We start from the raw sequence: 19556 nt of genomic DNA on the forward strand, positions 1-19556 counted from the left end.
TCATTGCGACACCCGGTAATCCCGACGCCGCCGCACCTCGGCACGCAAATACGCGATCAGGACCCACAACGCGGCGAACAGCACGCCAATGAAACCCACACCCGGGTACACGGCGAAGCCGGCAACCAGCACCGGTTGTGCGCCCAGGTTCACCCAGATTGCCCAGGGTCTGCGCTGCAGCCCGGTCAGCAGTATCAACAGCACGGCCAGACCGACCAAATAGCCCAGCGAGGCCGGACGCAGCCCACCGCCGACCGCGTCCACTACCGGTATTGCCAGCAGCACCACGATCGCCTCGAGGATCAGCGTCGCCGCCATCACCGCGCTGAATCCCTTCCACGGGTCAGCCGGCTCACGCGACCGGTCGGTCATTGCGGATCACGACCGAACAAGGTCCGAGCCGCCCCTGCGGTGACAACCGAGCCGGTGATGACGATCCCGGTTCTCGAGAATGCGTCCCCGGCCACATCCGGGTCGGCGGCGGCGTCGTCGACCAGTGAGGTGGCAACGTCGATAGCATCGCGCAGGTTCTCGGCGGTGCGCACCCGGTCGGGTCCGAACCGCTCGCCGGCCGCCAGCGCCAGGGCCTCGACATCCAGCGCCCGCGGCGACCCGTTGTGGGTCACGACGACGGAATCGAACACCGGCTCCAGTGCGGCCAGGATGCCGTCCACGTCCTTGTCGCCCAGCACGCTGAGCACCCCGACCAGAAATCGGAAGTCGAACTCATGCGCCAGCGTTTGTGCCAGAGCACTCGCCCCGGCCGGATTGTGCGCGGCGTCGATGAACACCGTGGGTGCGCTGCGCATGCGCTCCAACCGGCCGGGACTGGTGACGGCGGCAAAGCCGGCCCGGACGGCGTCGCCGTCGAGCTGACGCTGCGCACCGGCACCGAAAAAGGCCTCGACGGAAGCGAGGGCGAGCACCGCGTTGTGCGCCTGGTGTTCACCGTGCAGCGGCAAGTAGATGTCGGAGTAAACCCCGCCGAGGCCCTGCAGTTGCAGTACCTGACCGCCGACCGCGATCTGTCGCCGTAGCACCGCGAATTCGGAATCCTCCCGGGCCACCGACGCGTCGGCGCGCACCGATTCGGCCAGCAGCACCTCCATGACCTTCGGGACCTGACGCCCGATGACCGCGACGGTGTCCGGCGAACCGTCGGGGGCCCGAGTGATGATGCCCGCCTTCTCCCCGGCGATCCCGGCGATATCGGCACCGAGATAGTCGACGTGATCAATGCTGATCGGGGTGATGACGGCGACCGGTGCGTTGATCACGTTGGTGGCGTCCCAACGTCCGCCCATGCCCACCTCGACCACTGCCACGTCGACGGGCGCGTCCGCAAAGGCCGCGAACGCCATCGCGGTGAGCACCTCGAACTTGCTCATCGCCGGGCCACCCTTACCCGCAGAAGCCTGCGACTGCTGGTCGATCAGCTGCACCAACGGCTCGATCTCCCGGTAGGTCGCCACATACTGCGCCGGGCTGATCGGCTTGCCGTCGATCGAAATGCGTTCCACCGGTGACTGCAGGTGTGGGCTGGTGGTTCGGCCGGTGCGCCGGTGCAGCGCGGTGACCAGCGCGTCGACCATGCGCGCCACCGAGGTCTTGCCGTTGGTGCCCGCGATATGGATCGACGGATAGCTGCGTTGGGGCGAGCCCAGCAGGTCCATCAACGCGCTGATCCGGGTCAGGCTCGGATCGATGCGGGTCTCCGGCCAGCGTTGGTCGAGTAGATGCTCAACCTGCAGCAGGGACGCGATCTCGTCCGGAGTGGGCACGACGCCGGTGGCCGATCCCGAGTCGGGGGGGCCGGAATTCGTCGAATTCATTGCAGCGCAGCCAACCGGGTGGTGATGCGGTCCGTTTCCTGCTGCGCCACGCGCTGGCGGTCCCGGATCTTGGCAATGACGGCGTCGGGCGCCTTGGCCAGAAAGTCCGCGTTGGCCAACTTGGCGGCGGTCGACGCCAGCTCCTTTTGGGCGCCGGCCAACTCCTTTTCCAGGCGGCGACGCTCGGCGGCCACGTCGATGGTGCCGGAGGTGTCGAGCTCGACGACGACGGTGCGGTTCATCTCGGGGCCGAGCCGAACCTCCAACGAGACCGACGGCTCAAAATCCGGGCCCGGCTCGGTGAGCCACGCCAGCGAGGTCACGGCGGCCACCTGGTTGCTCAGATCCGAGTCCCGCACACCGTGCATTCGGGCCGGAACCTTCTGCCGGTCGGCCAGACCTTGATCGCTGCGGAACCGCCGCACTTCGGTCACCAACTTCTGCATATCGTTAATCCGTTGCGCGGCAACAAGGTCCACGCTAATCCCGGAAGGCTCCGGCCAGTCGGCGCTGACCAGCGATTCCCTGCCGGTCAGCGCCAGCCATAGCGCCTCGGTGAGGAAGGGAATCACCGGGTGCAGCAGGCGCAGCAGCGTGTCCAGCCCGGCGGCCAGCACAGCGGTGGTGTGTGTGAGTCCCTGGGCAAGCTGCGTTTTGGCCAGTTCGAGGTACCAGTCGCAGAATTCGTCCCAGGCGAAGTGATACAGGGACTCACAAGCGCGGCTGAACTCGTATCTGTCGAAGGCCGAATCAACTTCGGCCCGAACCTCTTCCAACCTTCCGAGAATCCAGCGGTCGGCGTCGGTCAGCTCGTTCGGCGACGGCAGGGGCGCTGGCGCGGCGCCATTGAGCAGTGCGTACCGAGTGGCGTTGAACAGCTTGGTCCCGAAATTGCGCGACGCCCGCACGGCATCCTCGCTCACCGCCAAGTCACCACCGGGACTGGCCCCGCGGGCCAGCGTGAACCGCAGCGCATCGGCCCCGAACATTTCCACCCAATCCAGCGGGTCGATGACGTTGCCCTTGGACTTGCTCATCTTGCGGCCAGACTCGTCGCGGATCAGCCCATGCAGAAACACGTCGGTGAACGGCACCTGCGGGCCCCGGCGGCCGTCGAGGGTGATGGCGGCGTCGTCGCCGACGAAGGTGCCGAACATCATCATTCTGGCCACCCAAAAGAACAAGATGTCATAGCCAGTAACCAGAACGCTTGTCGGATAGAACTTTTCCAGCTCCGCCGTCTTGTCCGGCCAACCCAGCGTGGAAAACGGCCACAGCGCCGACGAAAACCAGGTATCCAGCACGTCAGGATCCTGTTCCCAGCCCTGCGGGGGTGTTTCGTCCGGGCCGACGCACACCTGTTCGCCGTCGGGTCCGTACCAGATCGGGATCCGATGCCCCCACCAGAGCTGTCGCGAGATGCACCAGTCGTGCATGTCGTCGACCCAGGAGAACCAGCGGGGTTCCATGCTGGCCGGGTGAATCACGGTGTCCCCGTTGCGCACCGCATCCCCGGCCGCCTTGGCCAGCGATTCCACCCTGACCCACCACTGCAGGGATAGCCGCGGCTCGATCGGCTCGCCGCTGCGTTCGGAGTGTCCGACGCTGTGCAGGTAGGGTCGCTTTTCTTCGACCACGCGGCCCTGGGCCGCGAGCGCTTGGCGCACCGCGACCCGTGCCTCGAAGCGGTCCATGCCGTCGAATCGCGTTCCGGTGTCGACGATCCGGCCCTTGGTGTCCAGGATCGAGGGCATCGGCAGCTGGTGGCGCACCCCGATTTCGAAGTCGTTGGGGTCGTGGGCGGGTGTGACTTTGACCGCGCCGGTGCCGAATTCGGGGTCCACGTGCTCGTCGGCGACAATGGCCAGCTCCCGGTCGACGAATGGGTGCGCCAGGCTGGTGCCGACCAGGTGACGGTAGCGCTCGTCATCGGGATGGACGGCGATCGCGGTATCGCCCAGCATCGTCTCGACCCGGGTGGTGGCGACCACGATGTGGGGTTGCGAGTCGTCAAGCGAGCCGTACCTAAACGACACCAGCTCGCCTTCGACGTCGCGGTAGTTGACCTCGAGGTCGGAGATCGCGGTCTGCAGCACCGGCGACCAGTTGACCAGCCGCTCGGCCCGATAGATCAGCCCGGCGTCATAAAGCCGCTTGAAGATCGTGCGCACCGCCCGCGACAGACCTTCGTCCATGGTGAACCGGTCGCGGCTCCAGTCCACCCCGTCACCGAGTCGGCGCATCTGGCCGCCGATGGCACCGCCAGACTCTCGCTTCCAATCCCACACCTTGTCCACGAACAGCTCGCGGCCGAGGTCTTCTTTAGTCTTGCCGTCGACCGCCAGCTGCTGCTCGACCACGCTCTGGGTGGCGATCCCGGCATGGTCGGTGCCCGGCTGCCAGAGCACCTCATAGCCCTGCATCCGCTTGCGCCGCGTCAAGGCGTCCATCATGGTGTGTTCCAGCGCGTGGCCCATGTGCAGGCTGCCGGTCACGTTCGGCGGCGGCAGCACGATCGAATAGGCCGGCTTGGTGCTGGTCGGGTCCGCGGTGAAGTAGCCAGCGTCCAGCCACTTCTGATAGATGGCGCTCTCCATCGCGGCCGGATCCCACGACTTGGGCAGCATATCGGCGGCAGGGTGAGGGCTGGCGGTCACCGATCAATTCTAGGAACCGCTTCACACCGGCATGAAAGCGCCCGAAACCGCCCGGATTCAGCTAGCCAGTCGCGTGGTCTGCAGCGACACACCGGCGGCCGGCAAACGCTCCAGCAGGGCGTCACCCATTGCGGCCGCGGGGGTTAACACACCACGCATGTCGGACAGCTTGTCGCGATCCAGTGCCAGCGCCAGACCACACTCCCCCAACAACACCGACGTCGCCTTGTAGCCGGGGTCACCATCTTGGGCCATGCGCGCCAGGTACCGGGCTCCGGTGGTTGTGGTGGTGTAGGTCTCGATGCGGTAGTAGCCGCGCTCGCGAGCCGCCGCACTGGGGCCGGTGCCGGGTTTGGGGACGACACGCTTTACCAGTCCCCGCGGCAGCAGGCGGATGTAGCGGCTGGCCAAGCCGAACATCGCTTTGCCGACACCGCCGCCGACAACCGATACCACTGGCGCCAGCACCGTGGACCCTACGCTCATGGTTTCGCTGTAGCGGAACCGCCGGCCGTAGGCCCAGTCCAGGAGCGCGTTGCTGCGGCGCACGATCCGGGTGTTGGTGGGCGCCATGATGAATCCCGCGGTCCACACACCGGCCAGTTCCGGCGCGAGCCGACGGCCACGACGCGACGGCAGGTCAGGCTGTGGGCCCAGTTCGGGTTCGGCGCCGCGGTCTGGGCTCAGCATGTAGGGGTCGGATAGCTGGCGGCGCGCATCGGGATCGTTAGAAGCGGTGCTCAACACCTCCAGCATCGATGCGATGGTGCCGCCGGAGAACCCGCCTTTGAAGGAACGCACCACGCAGTTGGTGTCGGTCAGCTCGCCGGCGCCGTCTTCTCGTGCCGCGTGGTATAGGGCGTACACGCTCAGATCAGATGGGACGGAGTCGAATCCGCAGGCGTGCACGATGCGTGCACCGGTGTCGGCGGCCTGCTTGTGGTACAAGTCGATGCTGTTGCGCATGAACATCGGCTCGCCGGTCAGGTCGGCGTAGTCGGTGCCGGCGGCAGCGCATGCGGCCACCAGCGGCAGCCCGTAGCGGGTGTAGGGCCCAACGGTGGTGACCACGACCTGGGCGCGGGCGGCCATGGCTTGCAGCGTCGACGGCAACGACGCGTCGGCGGTCAGGATCGGCCAGGTCTGCGCGGATTCGCCCAGGGCTTCGCGAACGGCGAGCACCCGTTGCGTCGACCTGCCGGCCAGCGCGATCCGGGCATCTCCCCCGGCCCGGGCCAGGTATTCGGCGGTCAGCTTGCCGACGAAGCCGGTCGCCCCGTACAACACGATGTCGAATTCACGCGGCGTAGCGGTCACGGGTTTGACGCTACTCCGGGGTGCGCGAGCAGACGCAAAAGCTCCCAAATCCGACCGGATTTGGGAGCTTTTGCGTCTTTTCGCGGTGGTCAGCCGCGGCGGCCGCAGACCGGCCAGGCGCGGATACCCTGCGAACGCAGCACGTTCTCAGCCACCCGGATCTGCTCCTCCCGGCTCGCGTTGGCCGCGGATCCCGAGCCACCGTTGGCACGCCAGGTGCCGGCGGTGAACTGCAGGCCGCCGTAGTAACCGTTACCGGTGTTGATCGACCAGTTTCCACCGGACTCGCACTGTGCGATCGCGTCCCAGTTCACGCTGTAGGCCACGGGCACGGGAGGCGCTTCCTCCGCAGGCGGGGACAGGAAGTCCGGGGCCAGCGGCGGGGGGAGGTTGGGATCAAAGCCCGCGTCCTCCGGAGCCGGCGGAGTATCGACGGGTGCAGCGTCCGGGGCCGGCGGCAGGTTCGGGTCAAAGCCCACGGCATCCGGGCCGGCTGCGGCGTTTGGGTCCAAGCCCGCGTCGTCGGCATTGGCGATACCGGCTGGTGACGTGGTCACCAACGTCCCGGCAATCGCGGCGGCGATGAGCGTCGTACGGGCGTTCTTCAACGTTGTTCCTTTCGCGGTGCGCGCGCGCCAAAGCCAACCCACGGGCATGGGTTAGCTGCCAGGTGCATTCGAGGGTGCTGCGTGGGACGTGCCGTCTCGGTCCGGCACGGCAGCGGAGCGCTTGATCTGCCCGGCGCGGCTGCTAGCCGCCGCCTGCGGGTCGGCCAACCGATTCAGCCGTCCCCGGCTCCGCTCGCACGCGGGTCCGTAGATTCAATTGTTGAGATTTCTTGCTGCCCGTCTGCCGGGCCAAGGGGACCGTACGATAACGATTTGGATTCGTCATCTCCGGCAAACCGATATATCAGTTCAATCACAAGCCGATCACGGCGCGGTGGCACAATTGTTGTTGCAGGTCAGAAGTGCGGTTTTGGCTCAGCTGTATCTTTGCGACCGCGGCGCTATCGTGAGCCGAATCACGCAAATATTGTGACCCCGGACACGGATTTGTCACCATCGTGGCCCTGGTCCGGGATCTGATCCACACGCCGTGGTGACCTGCGCCACAACGACTTGCACACCCCGACGTCCACCACACCTCGAATCAGCTAGACTGCTCCCAATAATCCGCCCTAATACTAAGTGCCGCACTGTGATTCATAGGTAACCTGGGGCACCACCAAATAGCAGTCTGCCGTAACAGCCGGATCCTCTACCGTCAGCAGACTCAAATGTCCTCCACCCCAACGCAATACGTGATCAACCGCGCACCAGAGACGCCAACTGTAGTCAAGGCAGTACTAGAAGCGGCGGCCATGGCCAATGTTAATAACGTCTTCATTGAAAACAAGACGAGAATATCTCGAAAGGCCACCAGAAAATTAATACGGAATAGTATTAGCGTCCGGGCTGCATCGGTGCGTGCAAGCCTGCGGCCGAATTGACGTTGGTCAGCGGTCGGGAATCCGCCATCACGATCCGCAGTGCATCCGAAGCGTCGACCAGGGCGCTCATCTTTCGCTCGCCGGCACCGACCAACGTGTCGACGCGGTCGGCCAGATCCGTCCGATACACCGCGGCCAGGTAGTGGTTACGGCCATCCCAGGGCAACACCACTTCGGCATCGGTCTGCACCGCGCGGCGCGCGAGATCCTCGATCAATTCCACTGTCAGATAAGGCATGTCGACCGCACAGACAAACGCGAGCCGGACACCGGCCTCCGCAGCCGCACGCAACCCGCGACCGGTCGCCGGCAGCGGCCCCAGCCCCGGCAGCTCATCACGCAGAACGGGGACCGGCAGCGTGGGCAACGGTTGTCCCGGAGCGGCCATCACGAAAACCGGCGCGCAGCGCTGGCCGAGAATGCCGACCATATGCTCCACCAGCGTGGTGGTTCCCCCGGGGAGGGGCAGGGTGGCTTTGTCGCGACCCATTCGGCGGGATTCACCTCCCGCGAGAACAACCCCGGCCAGCGGCACTGTGTCGGGCGCGAGCTCAGCCACGTCAGTCGACGGTCCAAGTGTCGCGCCCGTGCAACAGTGACTGCAGTGCAGCGGTGCCGGACGGGGCGGCGTTTCGGGCCGCGACTACCTGCGAGCGGGCCGCATCATCGTAGGTTGGCCGGCTGATGTGCCGAAAGATTCCCAGCACGGTGTGGTCCAGGTTCTGATCGGACAGCCGGGACAGCGCGAAGGCGTAGGCCGGGTCGTCGACCTGCGCATCGTGCACAATGATCTCGTCGATGGCCACATCGGCCGTCTTGGCCACTTCGAGGCCGAATCCGGACTTGACCACGCAGTATTCGCCGTTGGCCCCGAAGACGATCGGCTCGCCGTGGCGGACCTTGATGACCCGCTCCTCGGCGCCCTCCTTGCGCAGCGCATCGAACGAGCCGTCGTTGAAGATCGGGCAGTCCTGCAGGATTTCGACCAGGGCAGCACCGCGATGCTGGGCCGCGGCACGCAGCACTTCGGTCAGCCCGTTACGGTCTGAGTCCAGCGCGCGGCCAACGAACGTCGCCTCTGCCCCCAGCGCCAACGACACCGGATTGAACGGGTGATCCAGCGAGCCCATCGGTGTCGACTTGGTGACCTTGCCGACCTCCGATGTCGGCGAATACTGTCCTTTGGTCAGCCCATAGATCCGGTTGTTGAACAGCAGAATCGTCACGTTGATGTTGCGGCGCAGCGCGTGGATCAGGTGGTTACCGCCGATCGACAAGGCGTCACCGTCGCCGGTGACCACCCATACCGACAGATCCTCGCGAGCCAGCGCCAGACCGGTCGCTATCGCGGGCGCGCGGCCGTGAATCGAATGAAAGCCGTAGGTTTCCAGGTAATAGGGGAACCGGCTGGAGCATCCGATACCGCTGATGAACACGATGTTCTCACGCCGCAGCCCCAGTTCGGGCAGGAAGTTTCGGATGGTGTTGAGGATGACGTAGTCGCCGCAGCCCGGGCACCAGCGCACCTCCTGGTCACTGGTGAAATCCTTGCCCTTCTGCGGCTGATCCGTGGTGGGCACCCCAGCGTTCTTGGTCAAGCTCGGAGTCAGGCCGAGCTCGGTGCCCGCCAAATCACCGGTCACGCCGGTCATGAGCTGTGCTTCATCGCCGGAGCGGGTCATCCGTTTGCTCCCGCTCCCGCCGTGGCCGCCGACAATCTGGCGACCAACGTCTTGTCTTGCTCAAGCTCGGCCAATCTCCCGGCAAGTGCGGCCCGGATAAAGCGCCCAATCTCGTCGGCCAGGAACGAGACACCCTTAACCTTGGTGACCGATTGCACGTCGACCAGGTACTTACCGCGCAGCACCTGGGCCAGCTGGCCCAAGTTCAACTCCGGAGCCACCACCTTGGGGTAACGCCGCAGCACCTCACCCAAATTGGCCGGGAACGGGTTGAGATAGCGCAGATGGGCGTGCGCTACCTTGGTGCCTCGGCGACGCGCGCGCCGGCACGCTTCACCGATTGGGCCGTAGGAGCTGCCCCACCCGATCAACAACAGCTCGGCGTCCCCGGTCGGATCGTCGACTTCCAGATCGGGAACATGGATACCGTCGATCTTGGCTTGGCGCAACCGGACCATGAGGTCATGATTAGTCGGCTCGTAGGAGATGTCGCCCGAGCCATTGGCAGCTTCCAGCCCGCCGATGCGGTGTTCCAGACCAGGGGTGCCCGGAATGGCGAACTGGCGGGCAAGGGTTTCCCGGTCACGGGCATAAGGCTGGAAGGGCTCGCCGGGTTTGGCGAAGGTGTGCTTAATGGGCGGTAGCGCATTGACATCCGGGATTCGCCATGGCTCCGAGCCGTTGGCGATGGCGCCGTCGGACAACAAGATCACCGGGGTGTGGTAGGACACCGCGATGCGCACCGCCTCAAGGGCGGTTTCAAAGCAGTCGGCAGGAGAGCGCGGCGCCAGCACCGCCACCGGTGACTCGCCATTGCGGCCGTAGAGCGCCTGCAGCAAGTCGGCCTGCTCGGTCTTGGTGGGTAGACCGGTCGACGGCCCGCCCCGCTGCACGTCTATGACCAGCAACGGCAGTTCGGTCATCACACCCAGTCCCAGCGCTTCGGACTTCAGCGAAATTCCCGGTCCCGATGTGCTGGTGACTCCCAACGCACCACCGTAGGCGGCACCCAGCGCAGCGCAGATGCCGCCGATCTCGTCTTCGGCCTGGAAGGTGACGACATTGAAGTTCTTGTGCTTGGACAGTTCGTGCAGGATGTCCGACGCCGGAGTAATCGGATAACTGCCGAGCACGACCGGAAGGCCGGCGAGCTGACCGGCCACCACGATCCCGTAGGCCAGCGCGGTATTGCCCGAGATCTGCCGGTACTCGCCGGGCGGCAAAGTCGCGGGCGGTATCTCATAGGTCGTGCCGAAGGCCTCGGTGGTTTCGCCGTAGTTCCAGCCGGCCTTGAGGGCCAACACGTTGGCCTCGGCGATTTCGGGCTTGCGGGCGAACTTCTCCCTGATGAAGGCCTCGCTGTGCTCGAGCTCGCGCCCGTACATCCACGACAGCAGACCCAGCGCAAACATATTTTTGGCACGCTGGCCATCCTTCTTGGACGCGCCGATCGCCTCGACGGCACCCAGGGTCAGTGTGGTCATGGCGACGGTGTGCACCACATAGTCGGACAGCTCGCCGGACTCCAGCGGGTTTGTCACGTAGCCCACTTTCGTCAGGTTGCGCTTGGTGAACTCGTCAGAGTTCACGATCACCATTCCGCCAAGCGGTAGGTCGCCGATATTGGCCTTCAACGCTGCCGGGTTCATGGCGACGAGCACGTCGGGACGGTCACCGGCGGTCAGGATGTCGTAATCGGCTATCTGAATCTGAAAAGACGACACTCCGGGCAACGTGCCCGCCGGTGCCCGGATCTCTGCGGGGTAGTTCGGCTGGGTCGCCAGATCGTTGCCGAAAAGCGCTGCCTCCGAGGTGAATCGGTCGCCGGTTAGCTGCATGCCGTCGCCGGAGTCTCCAGCGAACCGGATCACCACATTTTCCAAGCGTTGCCGATCAGGCGCGGCATGAAATGCCGCGTCATGAGACTCTGGCCCGGCCCCGCTGCCGTTCGGATCCACGTCTCCGCCTTCCATGTGTTATCGGACAGGCACTCCGCGCTGCAGCTTCAGGTTACGCGTCGTCGGAGCGACACCCCCGCGCCGCACGGCTTGTGTCACTGGCGGTAGCGATTATGACATTTCATTTCGGGTGTAAGGCGGTCTCCGATGCCATATATGCGGCCGGTAACCGACCAAAAGGCGAAGTCAGCGAGGGCTGGCGGTAGCGACGACACAGAACTGTGGTATTGGTCACTTCCCCCCGAGGGTTGGCCGCGACCGCACCCGGACATCCGAATCCACGGTTTCCGGCATCGCGACCAGGTACAGGAGGAAGCCGGCCCCGGCGAGCGCACCCAGCGACATGAATGCCGCGTCATAGCCCGCGACGACCACGATCCAGCCGGCAACAAGATTAGACAGCGCGGCACCAATGCCCGTTGCCGTGGTTACCGCCCCGAGGCTGATATTGAAATGTCCCGTTCCGTGTGTGACGTCCTGTACGACAAGGGGAAACAACGCCCCGAAAATGCCGGCTCCGATACCGTCGAGCAACTGCACGCCCACCAGCCAGTAGGAGTTATCCGACAACGTGTAGAGGAACCCGCGAGCGGTCAAGACAGCGAACCCCACCAAAAAGATCGGCTTTCGCCCCCACGCGTCGGCCTTGGTCCCGACCACATACGCCACCGGCACCATCACGACCTGCGCCGCGACGATGCACGACGACATCAGCGCCGTTCCTTCGTCTCGATTGTGCAACGCCAACAGCTCGCCGACCAGCGGCAGCATCGCCGCGTTGGCGAAGTGGAACGCGACAACCGCCGCCCCGAAGATCACCAGTTCGCGGTTGTGCGCCAACACGGTGAACCGCGACGGCTGCGGATGCGGCTCGCCGGGCGCATGGTCCATACCACGCGCTAAATCGTGGTCGACCGCGTCCGGCGGGATCCGCAGTGTCGCCAGCACGCTGATCAACGCCATGCCGGCCAGCACCCAGAACACCACCACCGGCCCGAAGAAGTACGCCAGCGCGCCGGTCGCCCCAGCCGCCGACGCGTTACCGGCGTGGTTGAACGCTTCGTTACGCCCAATCCGTCTGGCGAAAAACTGAGGACCGACAGCACCCAACGTGATCGCCGCCAACGCCGGAGCGAAAACCGAGCTGGCGATCCCGGTGACGGCCTGCAGCACCGAGATGGAATACAAGCCCGCAAACAGCGGCATCGCCACTGCGGCGGCGGTGACCAGCACCGCGCCGGCGACGACCAGCGCCCGCTTGGCCGTGGTCCGGTCCACCAGGGCGCCAATCGGCGTCTGGGCCACGATGGCCGCAATGCCGCCGACCGCCATGACGAACCCGATCGAGGCTTGATCCCAATCGTGGATCAACAGGAGGTATATCGACAGATAGGGGCCCAGACCGTCGCGAACATCAGCCAACGAGAAATTCAGCAGGTCCAGCGCACGCGCCACCCGTGGCGGCACTGCCACAACGGTGCCCGACATGCAGTCGTCGCGGGGCTACGCGCTCTTGTCGCGGCGCTCCGAACGGGACGGCTTGCGTGGCACGATTGTCGGCAACACGTTGTCCTGCACGGTCTCCTTGGTGACCACCACTTTGGCGACATCGTCGCGGCTCGGGATGTCGTACATCACCGGCAGCAGGACTTCTTCCATGATCGCCCGCAGGCCGCGGGCACCGGTGCCGCGATGGATCGCCTGGTCGGCGATCGCTTCCAGCGCATCGTCGGTGAACTCCAACTCCACGCCATCCATCTCGAACAGCCGGATGTACTGCTTGACCAAAGCGTTCTTCGGCTCGGACAGGATCTTGACCAACGACTCTTTGTCCAGGTTGGTGACCGAGGCGACCACCGGCAGGCGGCCGATGAATTCCGGGATCAGGCCGAACTTGATCAGATCCTCCGGCATCACGTCGGCAAAGTGGTCGGTGGTGTCGATCTCGGCCTTGGAACGAACCTCGGCGCCAAAGCCGAGGCCCCGCTTGCCGACGCGCTCGTAAATGATCTTCTCCAGCCCGGCGAACGCTCCCGCGACGATGAACAGCACGTTGGTGGTGTCGATCTGGATGAACTCTTGATGCGGGTGCTTACGGCCCCCCTGCGGCGGAACCGACGCCTGAGTGCCCTCCAGGATTTTCAGCAAGGCCTGCTGAACGCCCTCACCGGAGACGTCGCGAGTAATCGACGGGTTCTCACTCTTGCGGGCGATCTTGTCGACCTCGTCGATGTAGATGATGCCGGTCTCGGCGCGTTTGACGTCGTAGTCGGCGGCCTGAATAAGTTTGAGCAAGATGTTCTCGACGTCCTCGCCGACGTAACCGGCCTCGGTCAGCGCGGTGGCGTCGGCGATGGCAAACGGCACGTTAAGCATCTTGGCCAGCGTCTGGGCCAGGTAGGTCTTGCCACAACCGGTGGGTCCGAGCATCAAGATGTTCGACTTGGTCAACTCAACGGGCTCACATCGGGAGTCACGGCCCTTCTCCCCGGCCTGGATCCGCTTGTAGTGGTTGTACACCGCCACGGCCAGCGTGCGTTTGGCAGTATCTTGCCCGATGACGTAGCCCTCGAGGAACTCCCGGATCTCGGCCGGCTTGGGCAGCTCGTCGAGTTTCACATCGTCGGCGTCGGCGAGTTCCTCTTCGATGATCTCGTTACACAGGTCGATGCACTCATCGCAGATGTACACGCCGGGGCCGGCAATGAGCTTCTTGACCTGTTTTTGGCTCTTCCCGCAGAACGAGCACTTCAGCAGGTCACCACCGTCTCCTATGCGCGCCATAATGCTGATGGCCTACTTCCTGATCGCCGTTCGTGTTGCCGTGCCCCGTGTATGCCCCGACGCTACCCGCTTGCTCCGGCCCCCCGCGACCGTTAGCACCGAATAGCGTCCTAGAGATTTCAGGGTGTTCACGCCTCTCGTCTGAATGAAACATATAGCCCGACTGCGCCCCACTCGCCGAGACGCGCGATCCGTGTCTCTGGCGTGTCGCGGTCGTAACCCCACCGAGGCCCGCGCGTCGCGGACCCGGCAGCGGCCCGACCGCCAGCTGACCACCCTACAGTGGCGTTGTGGAATTGGTCAGCGATTCCGTGCTGATCAGCGATGGCGGCCTGGCCACCGAGCTTGAGGCGCGCGGTCACGACCTGTCCGACCCGTTGTGGTCGGCGCGGCTGCTGGTGGACGCTCCGCACGCGATCACCGCGGTGCATACCGCGTACTTTCGCGCTGGGGCCCAGATTGCCACGACTGCCAGCTACCAGGCCTCGTTCGAGGGCTTCGCGGCGCGCGGCATAGGTCATGACGACGCCACCGTGCTGCTGCGCCGCAGCGTCGAACTCGCCCAGGCTGCGCGCGACGAGGTCGGCGTTGGCGGTCTATCGGTCGCAGCCTCGGTCGGGCCATACGGCGCCGCGCTGGCTGACGGATCCGAATACCGCGGATGCTACGGCCTGTCCGTCGCAGCCTTGATGAAGTGGCATCTGCCACGGCTCGAGGTGCTAGTCGATGCCGGCGCTGACATGCTCGCCCTGGAAACCATCCCCGATATCGACGAAGCCGAAGCGCTGGTCAACCTGGTGCGGCGGTTGGCTACGCCGGCCTGGCTCAGCTACACGATCAACGGGACGCGGACTCGCGCCGGGCAACCGCTCACCGACGCGTTTGCGGTGGCCGCAGGAGTTCCCGAGATCGTCGCCGTCGGCGTCAACTGCTGCGCACCCGACGACGTGTTGCCGGCCATCGCTTTCGCCGTCGCCCACACAGGCAAACCGGTGATCGTGTACCCGAACAGCGGTGAGGGTTGGGATGGTCGGCGCCGCGCCTGGGTAGGTCCGCGGCGGTTTTCCGGATCTTCCGGGCAGCTTGCGCGGGAATGGGTTGCGGCGGGCGCGCGCATCGTGGGCGGATGCTGCCGAGTACGGCCGATCGATATTGCCGAAATCGGGCGAGCGCTGACCACCGCGCCGCCCCGAGGCTGAAAGCGAAAATTGCCTCTACTGCCTCATCGAGGCGTTACCTAGGGTTAGTTCTTGTGACCGCGAAGCCCGGCTACGCATGAGTAAGAACCGCATTATGGGCAACCAACCGGAGAAGTCAGATGTGACTGCGGCACCCGACACCGTGGAGGGCGATTCCCACACTGCAATGACACCGCGCCAGCGGCTGACCGTGTTGGCAACGGGGCTGGGCATCTTCATGGTGTTCGTGGACGTCAACATCGTCAATGTCGCATTGCCCAGCATCCAAAAGGTGTTTCACACGGGCGAACAAGGTCTGCAGTGGGCGGTCGCCGGGTACAGCCTGGGCATGGCGGCCGTGCTGATGAGTTGCGCCCTGCTGGGCGATCGCTACGGTCGCAGGCGCAGTTTTGTGTTCGGGGTCACGCTCTTCGTCGTGAGCTCTATTGTCTGTGTGCTACCGGTCAGCCTGGCAGTTTTCACGGTCGCACGAGTGATCCAAGGTTTAGGAGCGGCGTTCATCTCAGTGCTCTCGCTGGCCTTGCTAAGCCACTCCTTTCCCAATCCCCGAATGAAAGCACGGGCGATATCCAACTGGATGGCCATAGGCATGGTCGGTGCGGCATCTGCCCCCGCGCTGGGCGGGCTCATGGTCGACGGCCTCGGTTGGCGCAGCGTGTTCCTGGTGAACGTTCCGCTCGGTGCCATCGTGTGGCTGCTGACGCTAGTCGGTGTCGACGAGTCACAGGATCCCGAGCCCACTCAACTCGACTGGGTGGGACAGCTGACGCTTATCCCGGCCGTCGCCCTGATCGCATACACCATCATCGAGGCTCCCCGGTTCGACCGGCAGTCCGCCGGGTTCGTGGCGGCGTTGCTGTTAGCGGCTGGGGTACTGCTGTGGCTGTTTGTTCGACACGAACACCGCGCCGCTTTCCCGTTGGTCGATCTCAAACTGTTCGCCGAGCCGTTGTACCGATCGGTGCTGATCGTCTACTTCGTGGTGATGTCCTGCTTTTTCGGGACTCTGATGGTGATCACCCAGCACTTCCAAAATGTGCGCGACCTATCGCCGCTGCACGCGGGTTTGATGATGTTGCCGGTCCCCGCGGGATTCGGGGTGGCGAGTCTGCTGGCGGGTAGGGCGGTCAACAAATGGGGTCCTCAGCTCCCGGTGCTGACGTGCCTGGCGGCCATGTTCATCGGGTTGGCGATTTTCGCGATCTCGATGGACCACGCGCATCCAGTGGCCCTTGTTGGCCTGACGATCTTTGGCGCGGGAGCCGGCGGCTGCGCCACACCGCTGTTGCATCTTGGAATGACCAAGGTCGATGATGGCCGTGCCGGCATGGCCGCCGGGATGCTCAATCTGCAGCGGTCGCTGGGCGGCATTTTCGGCGTCGCCTTCCTGGGCACCATTGTCGCGGCCTGGTTGGGTGCCGCGCTGCCGAACACCATGGCCGACGAAATTCCCGATCCCATCGCTCGCGCGATCGTTGTCGACGTCATCGTGGACAGCGCGAATCCGCATGCCCACGCGGCATTTATCGGGCCAGGACACCGGATAACTGCGGCGCAGGAGGATGAGATCGTACTGGCCGCCGACGCGGTCTTCGTGAGCGGAATCAAGCTCGCGTTGGGCGGCGCCGCCGTATTGCTGACCGGCGCGTTCGTCCTTGGTTGGACGCGCTTCCCCCGGACCCCCGCCAGCTAAGTGGTCTCGCTCGGTGCGCCCCCACAGTCCCTGCGCCGAGATCGACGTTAGCATCACGCCTTATGGTGATTTTCCGCTCTGGCGTGGATCTCGGCGCATGTCGGGTGGCGACCACCAAGCCACGCCACGGCCGCACCACCCGCCCATGGCTCAGGCGGTTTGCGCGGAGAGCTTCCGGTACTCGAGCACCGTGTCGATGATGCCGTAGTCCTTAGCCTCTTCCGCGGTCAAGATCTTGTCCCGGTCAGTGTCTTTGCGGATCACTCCGGCGTCCTTGCCGGTGTGGCGGGCCAGCGTGGTTTCCATCAGGGTGCGCATCCGCTCGATCTCGGCGGCCTGGATCTCCAGATCGGAGAACTGTCCCTGGATCACGCCCGACAACGACGGCTGATGGATCAACACCCGCGCATTCGGCAGCGCCATGCGCTTGCCCGGTGTTCCGGCGGCCAGCAGCACCGCAGCCGCCGAGGCGGCCTGGCCCAGACACACCGTCTGGATATCGGCCCGCACGTATTGCATGGTGTCGTAGATCGCCATCAGCGAGGTGAACCCACCGCCCGGCGAGTTGATGTACATGGTGATATCGCGGTCGGGATCCAACGACTCCAACACCAGCAACTGTGCCATGATGTCGTTCGCCGACGCGTCGTCGACCTGGACGCCGAGGAAGATGATGCGTTCCTCGAACAGCTTGTTGTATGGATTGGACTCCTTGACCCCGAAGCTGGAGTGCTCGATGAACGACGGCAGGATGTAGCGCGCCTGGGGCTGGCTCTGAGAATTTTGGGAATTCACTGTGCTTCTCCATTGACGTGGGCGCGGGTGATGATGTGATCGACGAAACCGTATTCCAGGGCTTCGGCGGCGGTGAACCAGCGGTCGCGATCGGAATCCGCCTCAATGCGCTCGATCGGCTGGCCGGTGAATTCGGCGTTGAGCCGGAACATTTCTTTCTTGATCACGGCGAACTGCTCGGCCTGGATGGCGATATCGGCCGCGCTGCCGGTCACCCCGCCCAACGGCTGGTGCATCAGGATGCGAGCATGCGGCAGCGCGTAGCGCTTGCCCTTGGTACCTGCCGCCAGCAGGAACTCGCCCATCGAGGCGGCCATGCCCATCGCGTAGGTGGCGATGTCACAGGGCGCCAGCACCATGGTGTCGTAGATCGCCATGCCGGCGCTGATCGATCCACCCGGCGAATTGATGTAGAGGCTGATGTCCTTGCTGGCGTCTTCGGCGGCCAGCAGCAGAATCTGAGCGCATAACCGGTTGGCGATCTCGTCGTTCACCTCCGAGCCCAGGAAGATGATGCGCTCGGAGAGCAAGCGCTCGTAGACCGAATCCGTGAGGCTAAGACCCTGCGAGTTCGAACGCATGTCAGTCACTTGGCTCACAGTGGGGCACCTGCTTTCCTCGAGTTCTTCTATGCTCCGACACTAACCAACCAGGCTGGCTGTTTCGCGGTCACGCACCCCCTGAAACCGGCGCGTTCGCTTACAGCGTCATACGGTCACGTTGTCGCTTCGTCGGACGCCGCCCGCGCGGCACCCTCGTCTGCCGGTTCGGCCTCCTCAGCCTCACCGGCCGACACACGCTTGCCGAAGAACTCACTGGTATCGATCGTGTTTCCGTCACTGTCGGTGACCGTCGCCGCCTCCACTGCGGCCCTGATCGCCAGCTCGCGCCGCACGTCAGCGAACATGGTCGGCAGCTGGTTGCGCTCTTGGAGGTAGCCGAACAGCTGCTGCGGCTCGATGCCGTATTGCCGAGACGTCGTCACCAGTCGTTCGGTCAGATCATCCTGGCCAACTTGGACCTGCAGCTCATCGGCCAGGGCGTCTAGCAACAGCTGCCTCTTGACGTCCTTTTCTGAGGCGGTGCGCGCCTCGGCATCGAACGCCGCGCGTGACGAGCCTTGCTCGACGAGCAACTCATTGAACCGGGCTTCGTCGTGATTAAGACCGCTGAGCGCGCTGTGCAGCACGCTGTCGAATTGGGCCTGCACATACGACTCCGGCAACGGCACGTCGACCTGTTCGAGTAGCGCATCGATGGTGGCGTTTCGAATCTGCTCGGCCTGCTGGGCGCGCTTGGCCTGGCGCACCTGGTCGCTGAGGCTGGCCCGCAATTCGTCGATGCTGTCGAACTCGCTGGCTAACTGCGCGAATTCGTCGTCGGGCTCTGGTAGTTCGCGCTCCTTAACCGACCTGACCGTGACGGTAACCTGAGCTTCCTGCCCGGCGTGCTCGCCGGCTGCCAGCTTGGCGGTGAAGACCCGGGACTCGTCGGCGGACAGACCAACAACCGCGTCGTCGAGACCTGCGATGAGCCGGCCGGAGCCGACCTCGTGGGAGAGTCCCTCAGCGGCTGCGTTCGGTATGTCCTCTCCGTCGACCGTGGCAGACAAGTCGATCGAGACGACGTCGCCGACGGCCACCGGCCGGTCCACCGCGGTCAGGGTGCCGAACCGGGTACGTAACGACTGCAGTTCGGCGTCGACGTCGTCCTCACCGATTTCGATCGGATCCACCGAGACCGTCAGCGCGCTCAGGTCCGGGAGACTGATCTTCGGGCGGATGTCGACCTCGGCGGTGAATTGCAGGTCCTGGCCGTACTCCTTCTTGGTCACCTCGATGTTGGGCCGGCCGAGCGGTTGGACATCCGACTCGGCCACCGCCTGTCCGTACCGGCTGGGCAGCGCATCGTTGACGATTTGATCCAGCATGGCCTCCCGGCCGATGCGGGCTTCGAGTAGTTTGGCCGGCGCCTTCCCGGGCCGGAAGCCGGGCAGCCGCACCTGTTTGGCCAGCTCTTTGTAGGCCCGCTGGAAATCCGGCTCAAGCTCGGCGAATGGCACCTCCACGTTGATACGAACCCGGGTGGGGCTCAACTGCTCGACGGTGCTCTTCACGGGTGTGCTCCTTGGTAGTCGATAACGGCGG

General features: G+C 64.7%; 17 protein-coding genes. 3 read left to right on the forward strand and 14 right to left on the reverse strand.

The window, feature by feature from the left end; genetic code table 11:
• The 5 genes from MCAN_RS13035 to rpfE all read right to left on the reverse strand — a co-directional run bounded on the left by MCAN_RS13035 (position 1) and on the right by rpfE (position 6414).
• The gene (locus MCAN_RS13035) at positions 1-372 is read right to left on the reverse strand and encodes a DUF4233 domain-containing protein (RefSeq protein ID WP_003412596.1); all 372 of its coding nucleotides are present in this window, start codon (positions 370-372) and stop codon (positions 1-3) included.
• Positions 369-1832: a bifunctional tetrahydrofolate synthase/dihydrofolate synthase gene (gene folC / locus MCAN_RS13040; RefSeq protein ID WP_014001276.1), complete on the reverse strand. Its 1464-nt coding sequence runs from the start codon at positions 1830-1832 to the stop codon at positions 369-371. The genes MCAN_RS13035 and folC overlap by 4 nt, the downstream gene beginning before the upstream one ends.
• Positions 1829-4489 carry a valine--tRNA ligase gene (locus tag MCAN_RS13045; protein ID WP_041180120.1) on the reverse strand — a complete coding sequence of 887 codons (2661 nt, stop codon included), beginning with the start codon at positions 4487-4489 and terminating at the stop codon, positions 1829-1831. Before MCAN_RS13045 ends, folC begins: the two co-directional genes overlap by 4 nt.
• 57 nt (positions 4490-4546) lie before the next feature.
• Positions 4547-5806, reverse strand: coding sequence for a saccharopine dehydrogenase family protein (locus tag MCAN_RS13050; RefSeq protein ID WP_014001278.1), 1260 nt, complete (start codon positions 5804-5806; stop codon positions 4547-4549).
• Positions 5807-5895: 89 nt separating this feature from the next.
• Entirely contained in the window at positions 5896-6414 is a 519-nt protein-coding gene (gene rpfE, locus MCAN_RS13055; RefSeq protein ID WP_003412613.1) for a resuscitation-promoting factor protein RpfE, read from the reverse strand.
• An 81-nt stretch (positions 6415-6495) separates the two neighbouring features.
• Between rpfE and MCAN_RS13060 the strand changes: the two genes are divergently transcribed.
• A complete protein-coding gene (locus MCAN_RS13060) occupies positions 6496-6894 on the forward strand; it encodes a hypothetical protein (RefSeq protein WP_014001279.1) in 399 nt (132 codons plus the stop codon).
• 187 nt (positions 6895-7081) lie between these two features.
• On the opposite strand, the gene MCAN_RS13065 is transcribed toward MCAN_RS13060, so the two are convergent.
• From MCAN_RS13065 to clpX, 6 genes are all read right to left on the reverse strand, one after another.
• Entirely contained in the window at positions 7082-7228 is a 147-nt protein-coding gene (locus tag MCAN_RS13065) for a hypothetical protein (RefSeq protein WP_003908854.1), read from the reverse strand.
• Between the two features lie 23 nt (positions 7229-7251).
• Positions 7252-7857: a molybdenum cofactor guanylyltransferase gene (mobA, locus tag MCAN_RS13070; protein ID WP_003412618.1), complete on the reverse strand. Its 606-nt coding sequence runs from the start codon at positions 7855-7857 to the stop codon at positions 7252-7254.
• Between the two features lies 1 nt (position 7858).
• Positions 7859-8980, reverse strand: a complete 1122-nt coding sequence (locus tag MCAN_RS13075; protein ID WP_003412624.1) for a 2-oxoacid:ferredoxin oxidoreductase subunit beta — start codon at positions 8978-8980, stop codon at positions 7859-7861.
• Positions 8977-10938 carry a 2-oxoacid:acceptor oxidoreductase subunit alpha gene (locus tag MCAN_RS13080; protein WP_003412627.1) on the reverse strand — a complete coding sequence of 654 codons (1962 nt, stop codon included), beginning with the start codon at positions 10936-10938 and terminating at the stop codon, positions 8977-8979. Before MCAN_RS13080 ends, MCAN_RS13075 begins: the two co-directional genes overlap by 4 nt.
• 231 nt (positions 10939-11169) lie before the next feature.
• On the reverse strand, positions 11170-12426 hold the full coding sequence (locus MCAN_RS13085; RefSeq protein WP_014001280.1) for an MFS transporter: 1257 nt from the start codon (positions 12424-12426) through the stop codon (positions 11170-11172).
• Between the two features lie 15 nt (positions 12427-12441).
• A complete protein-coding gene (clpX, locus tag MCAN_RS13090; RefSeq protein WP_003412634.1) occupies positions 12442-13722 on the reverse strand; it encodes an ATP-dependent Clp protease ATP-binding subunit ClpX in 1281 nt (426 codons plus the stop codon).
• Between the two features lie 290 nt (positions 13723-14012).
• Here clpX and mmuM point away from each other — a divergent pair, with 290 nt between their 5' ends.
• Together mmuM and jefA are read left to right on the forward strand one after the other, a co-directional pair.
• Positions 14013-14921: a homocysteine S-methyltransferase gene (gene mmuM, locus MCAN_RS13095; protein WP_003412639.1), complete on the forward strand. Its 909-nt coding sequence runs from the start codon at positions 14013-14015 to the stop codon at positions 14919-14921.
• Between the two features lie 166 nt (positions 14922-15087).
• The gene (jefA, locus tag MCAN_RS13100) at positions 15088-16614 is read left to right on the forward strand and encodes a multidrug efflux pump JefA (protein WP_003412642.1); all 1527 of its coding nucleotides are present in this window, start codon (positions 15088-15090) and stop codon (positions 16612-16614) included.
• Between the two features lie 150 nt (positions 16615-16764).
• Here the strand turns inward: jefA and clpP2 are convergent, their stop codons facing one another.
• The 3 genes from clpP2 to tig all read right to left on the reverse strand — a co-directional run bounded on the left by clpP2 (position 16765) and on the right by tig (position 19525).
• Positions 16765-17409 (reverse strand): ATP-dependent CLP protease proteolytic subunit ClpP2, encoded by a 645-nt coding sequence (gene clpP2 / locus MCAN_RS13105; protein WP_014001281.1) that lies wholly within the window; start codon positions 17407-17409, stop codon positions 16765-16767.
• Positions 17406-18008 carry an ATP-dependent CLP protease proteolytic subunit ClpP1 gene (gene clpP1, locus MCAN_RS13110; protein WP_003412650.1) on the reverse strand — a complete coding sequence of 201 codons (603 nt, stop codon included), beginning with the start codon at positions 18006-18008 and terminating at the stop codon, positions 17406-17408. Before clpP1 ends, clpP2 begins: the two co-directional genes overlap by 4 nt.
• Before the next feature lie 116 nt (positions 18009-18124).
• Positions 18125-19525, reverse strand: coding sequence for a trigger factor (tig, locus tag MCAN_RS13115; protein ID WP_003412652.1), 1401 nt, complete (start codon positions 19523-19525; stop codon positions 18125-18127).
• Positions 19526-19556: the final 31 nt, after the last annotated feature.

Origin of the sequence: Mycobacterium canetti CIPT 140010059, assembly GCF_000253375.1 — a bacterium.
GTDB lineage: Bacteria > Actinomycetota > Actinomycetes > Mycobacteriales > Mycobacteriaceae > Mycobacterium > Mycobacterium tuberculosis.

Coding starts and splice junctions, on each gene's coding strand:
- MCAN_RS13035 (WP_003412596.1), bottom strand. CDS start 372: ATGACCGACCGGTCGCGTGAGCCGGCTGACCCGTGGAAGGGATTCAGC.
- folC (WP_014001276.1), bottom strand. CDS start 1,832: ATGAATTCGACGAATTCCGGCCCCCCCGACTCGGGATCGGCCACCGGC.
- MCAN_RS13075 (WP_003412624.1), bottom strand. CDS start 8,980: ATGACCCGCTCCGGCGATGAAGCACAGCTCATGACCGGCGTGACCGGT.
- MCAN_RS13085 (WP_014001280.1), bottom strand. CDS start 12,426: ATGTCGGGCACCGTTGTGGCAGTGCCGCCACGGGTGGCGCGTGCGCTG.
- clpX (WP_003412634.1), bottom strand. CDS start 13,722: ATGGCGCGCATAGGAGACGGTGGTGACCTGCTGAAGTGCTCGTTCTGC.
- jefA (WP_003412642.1), top strand. CDS start 15,088: ATGACACCGCGCCAGCGGCTGACCGTGTTGGCAACGGGGCTGGGCATC.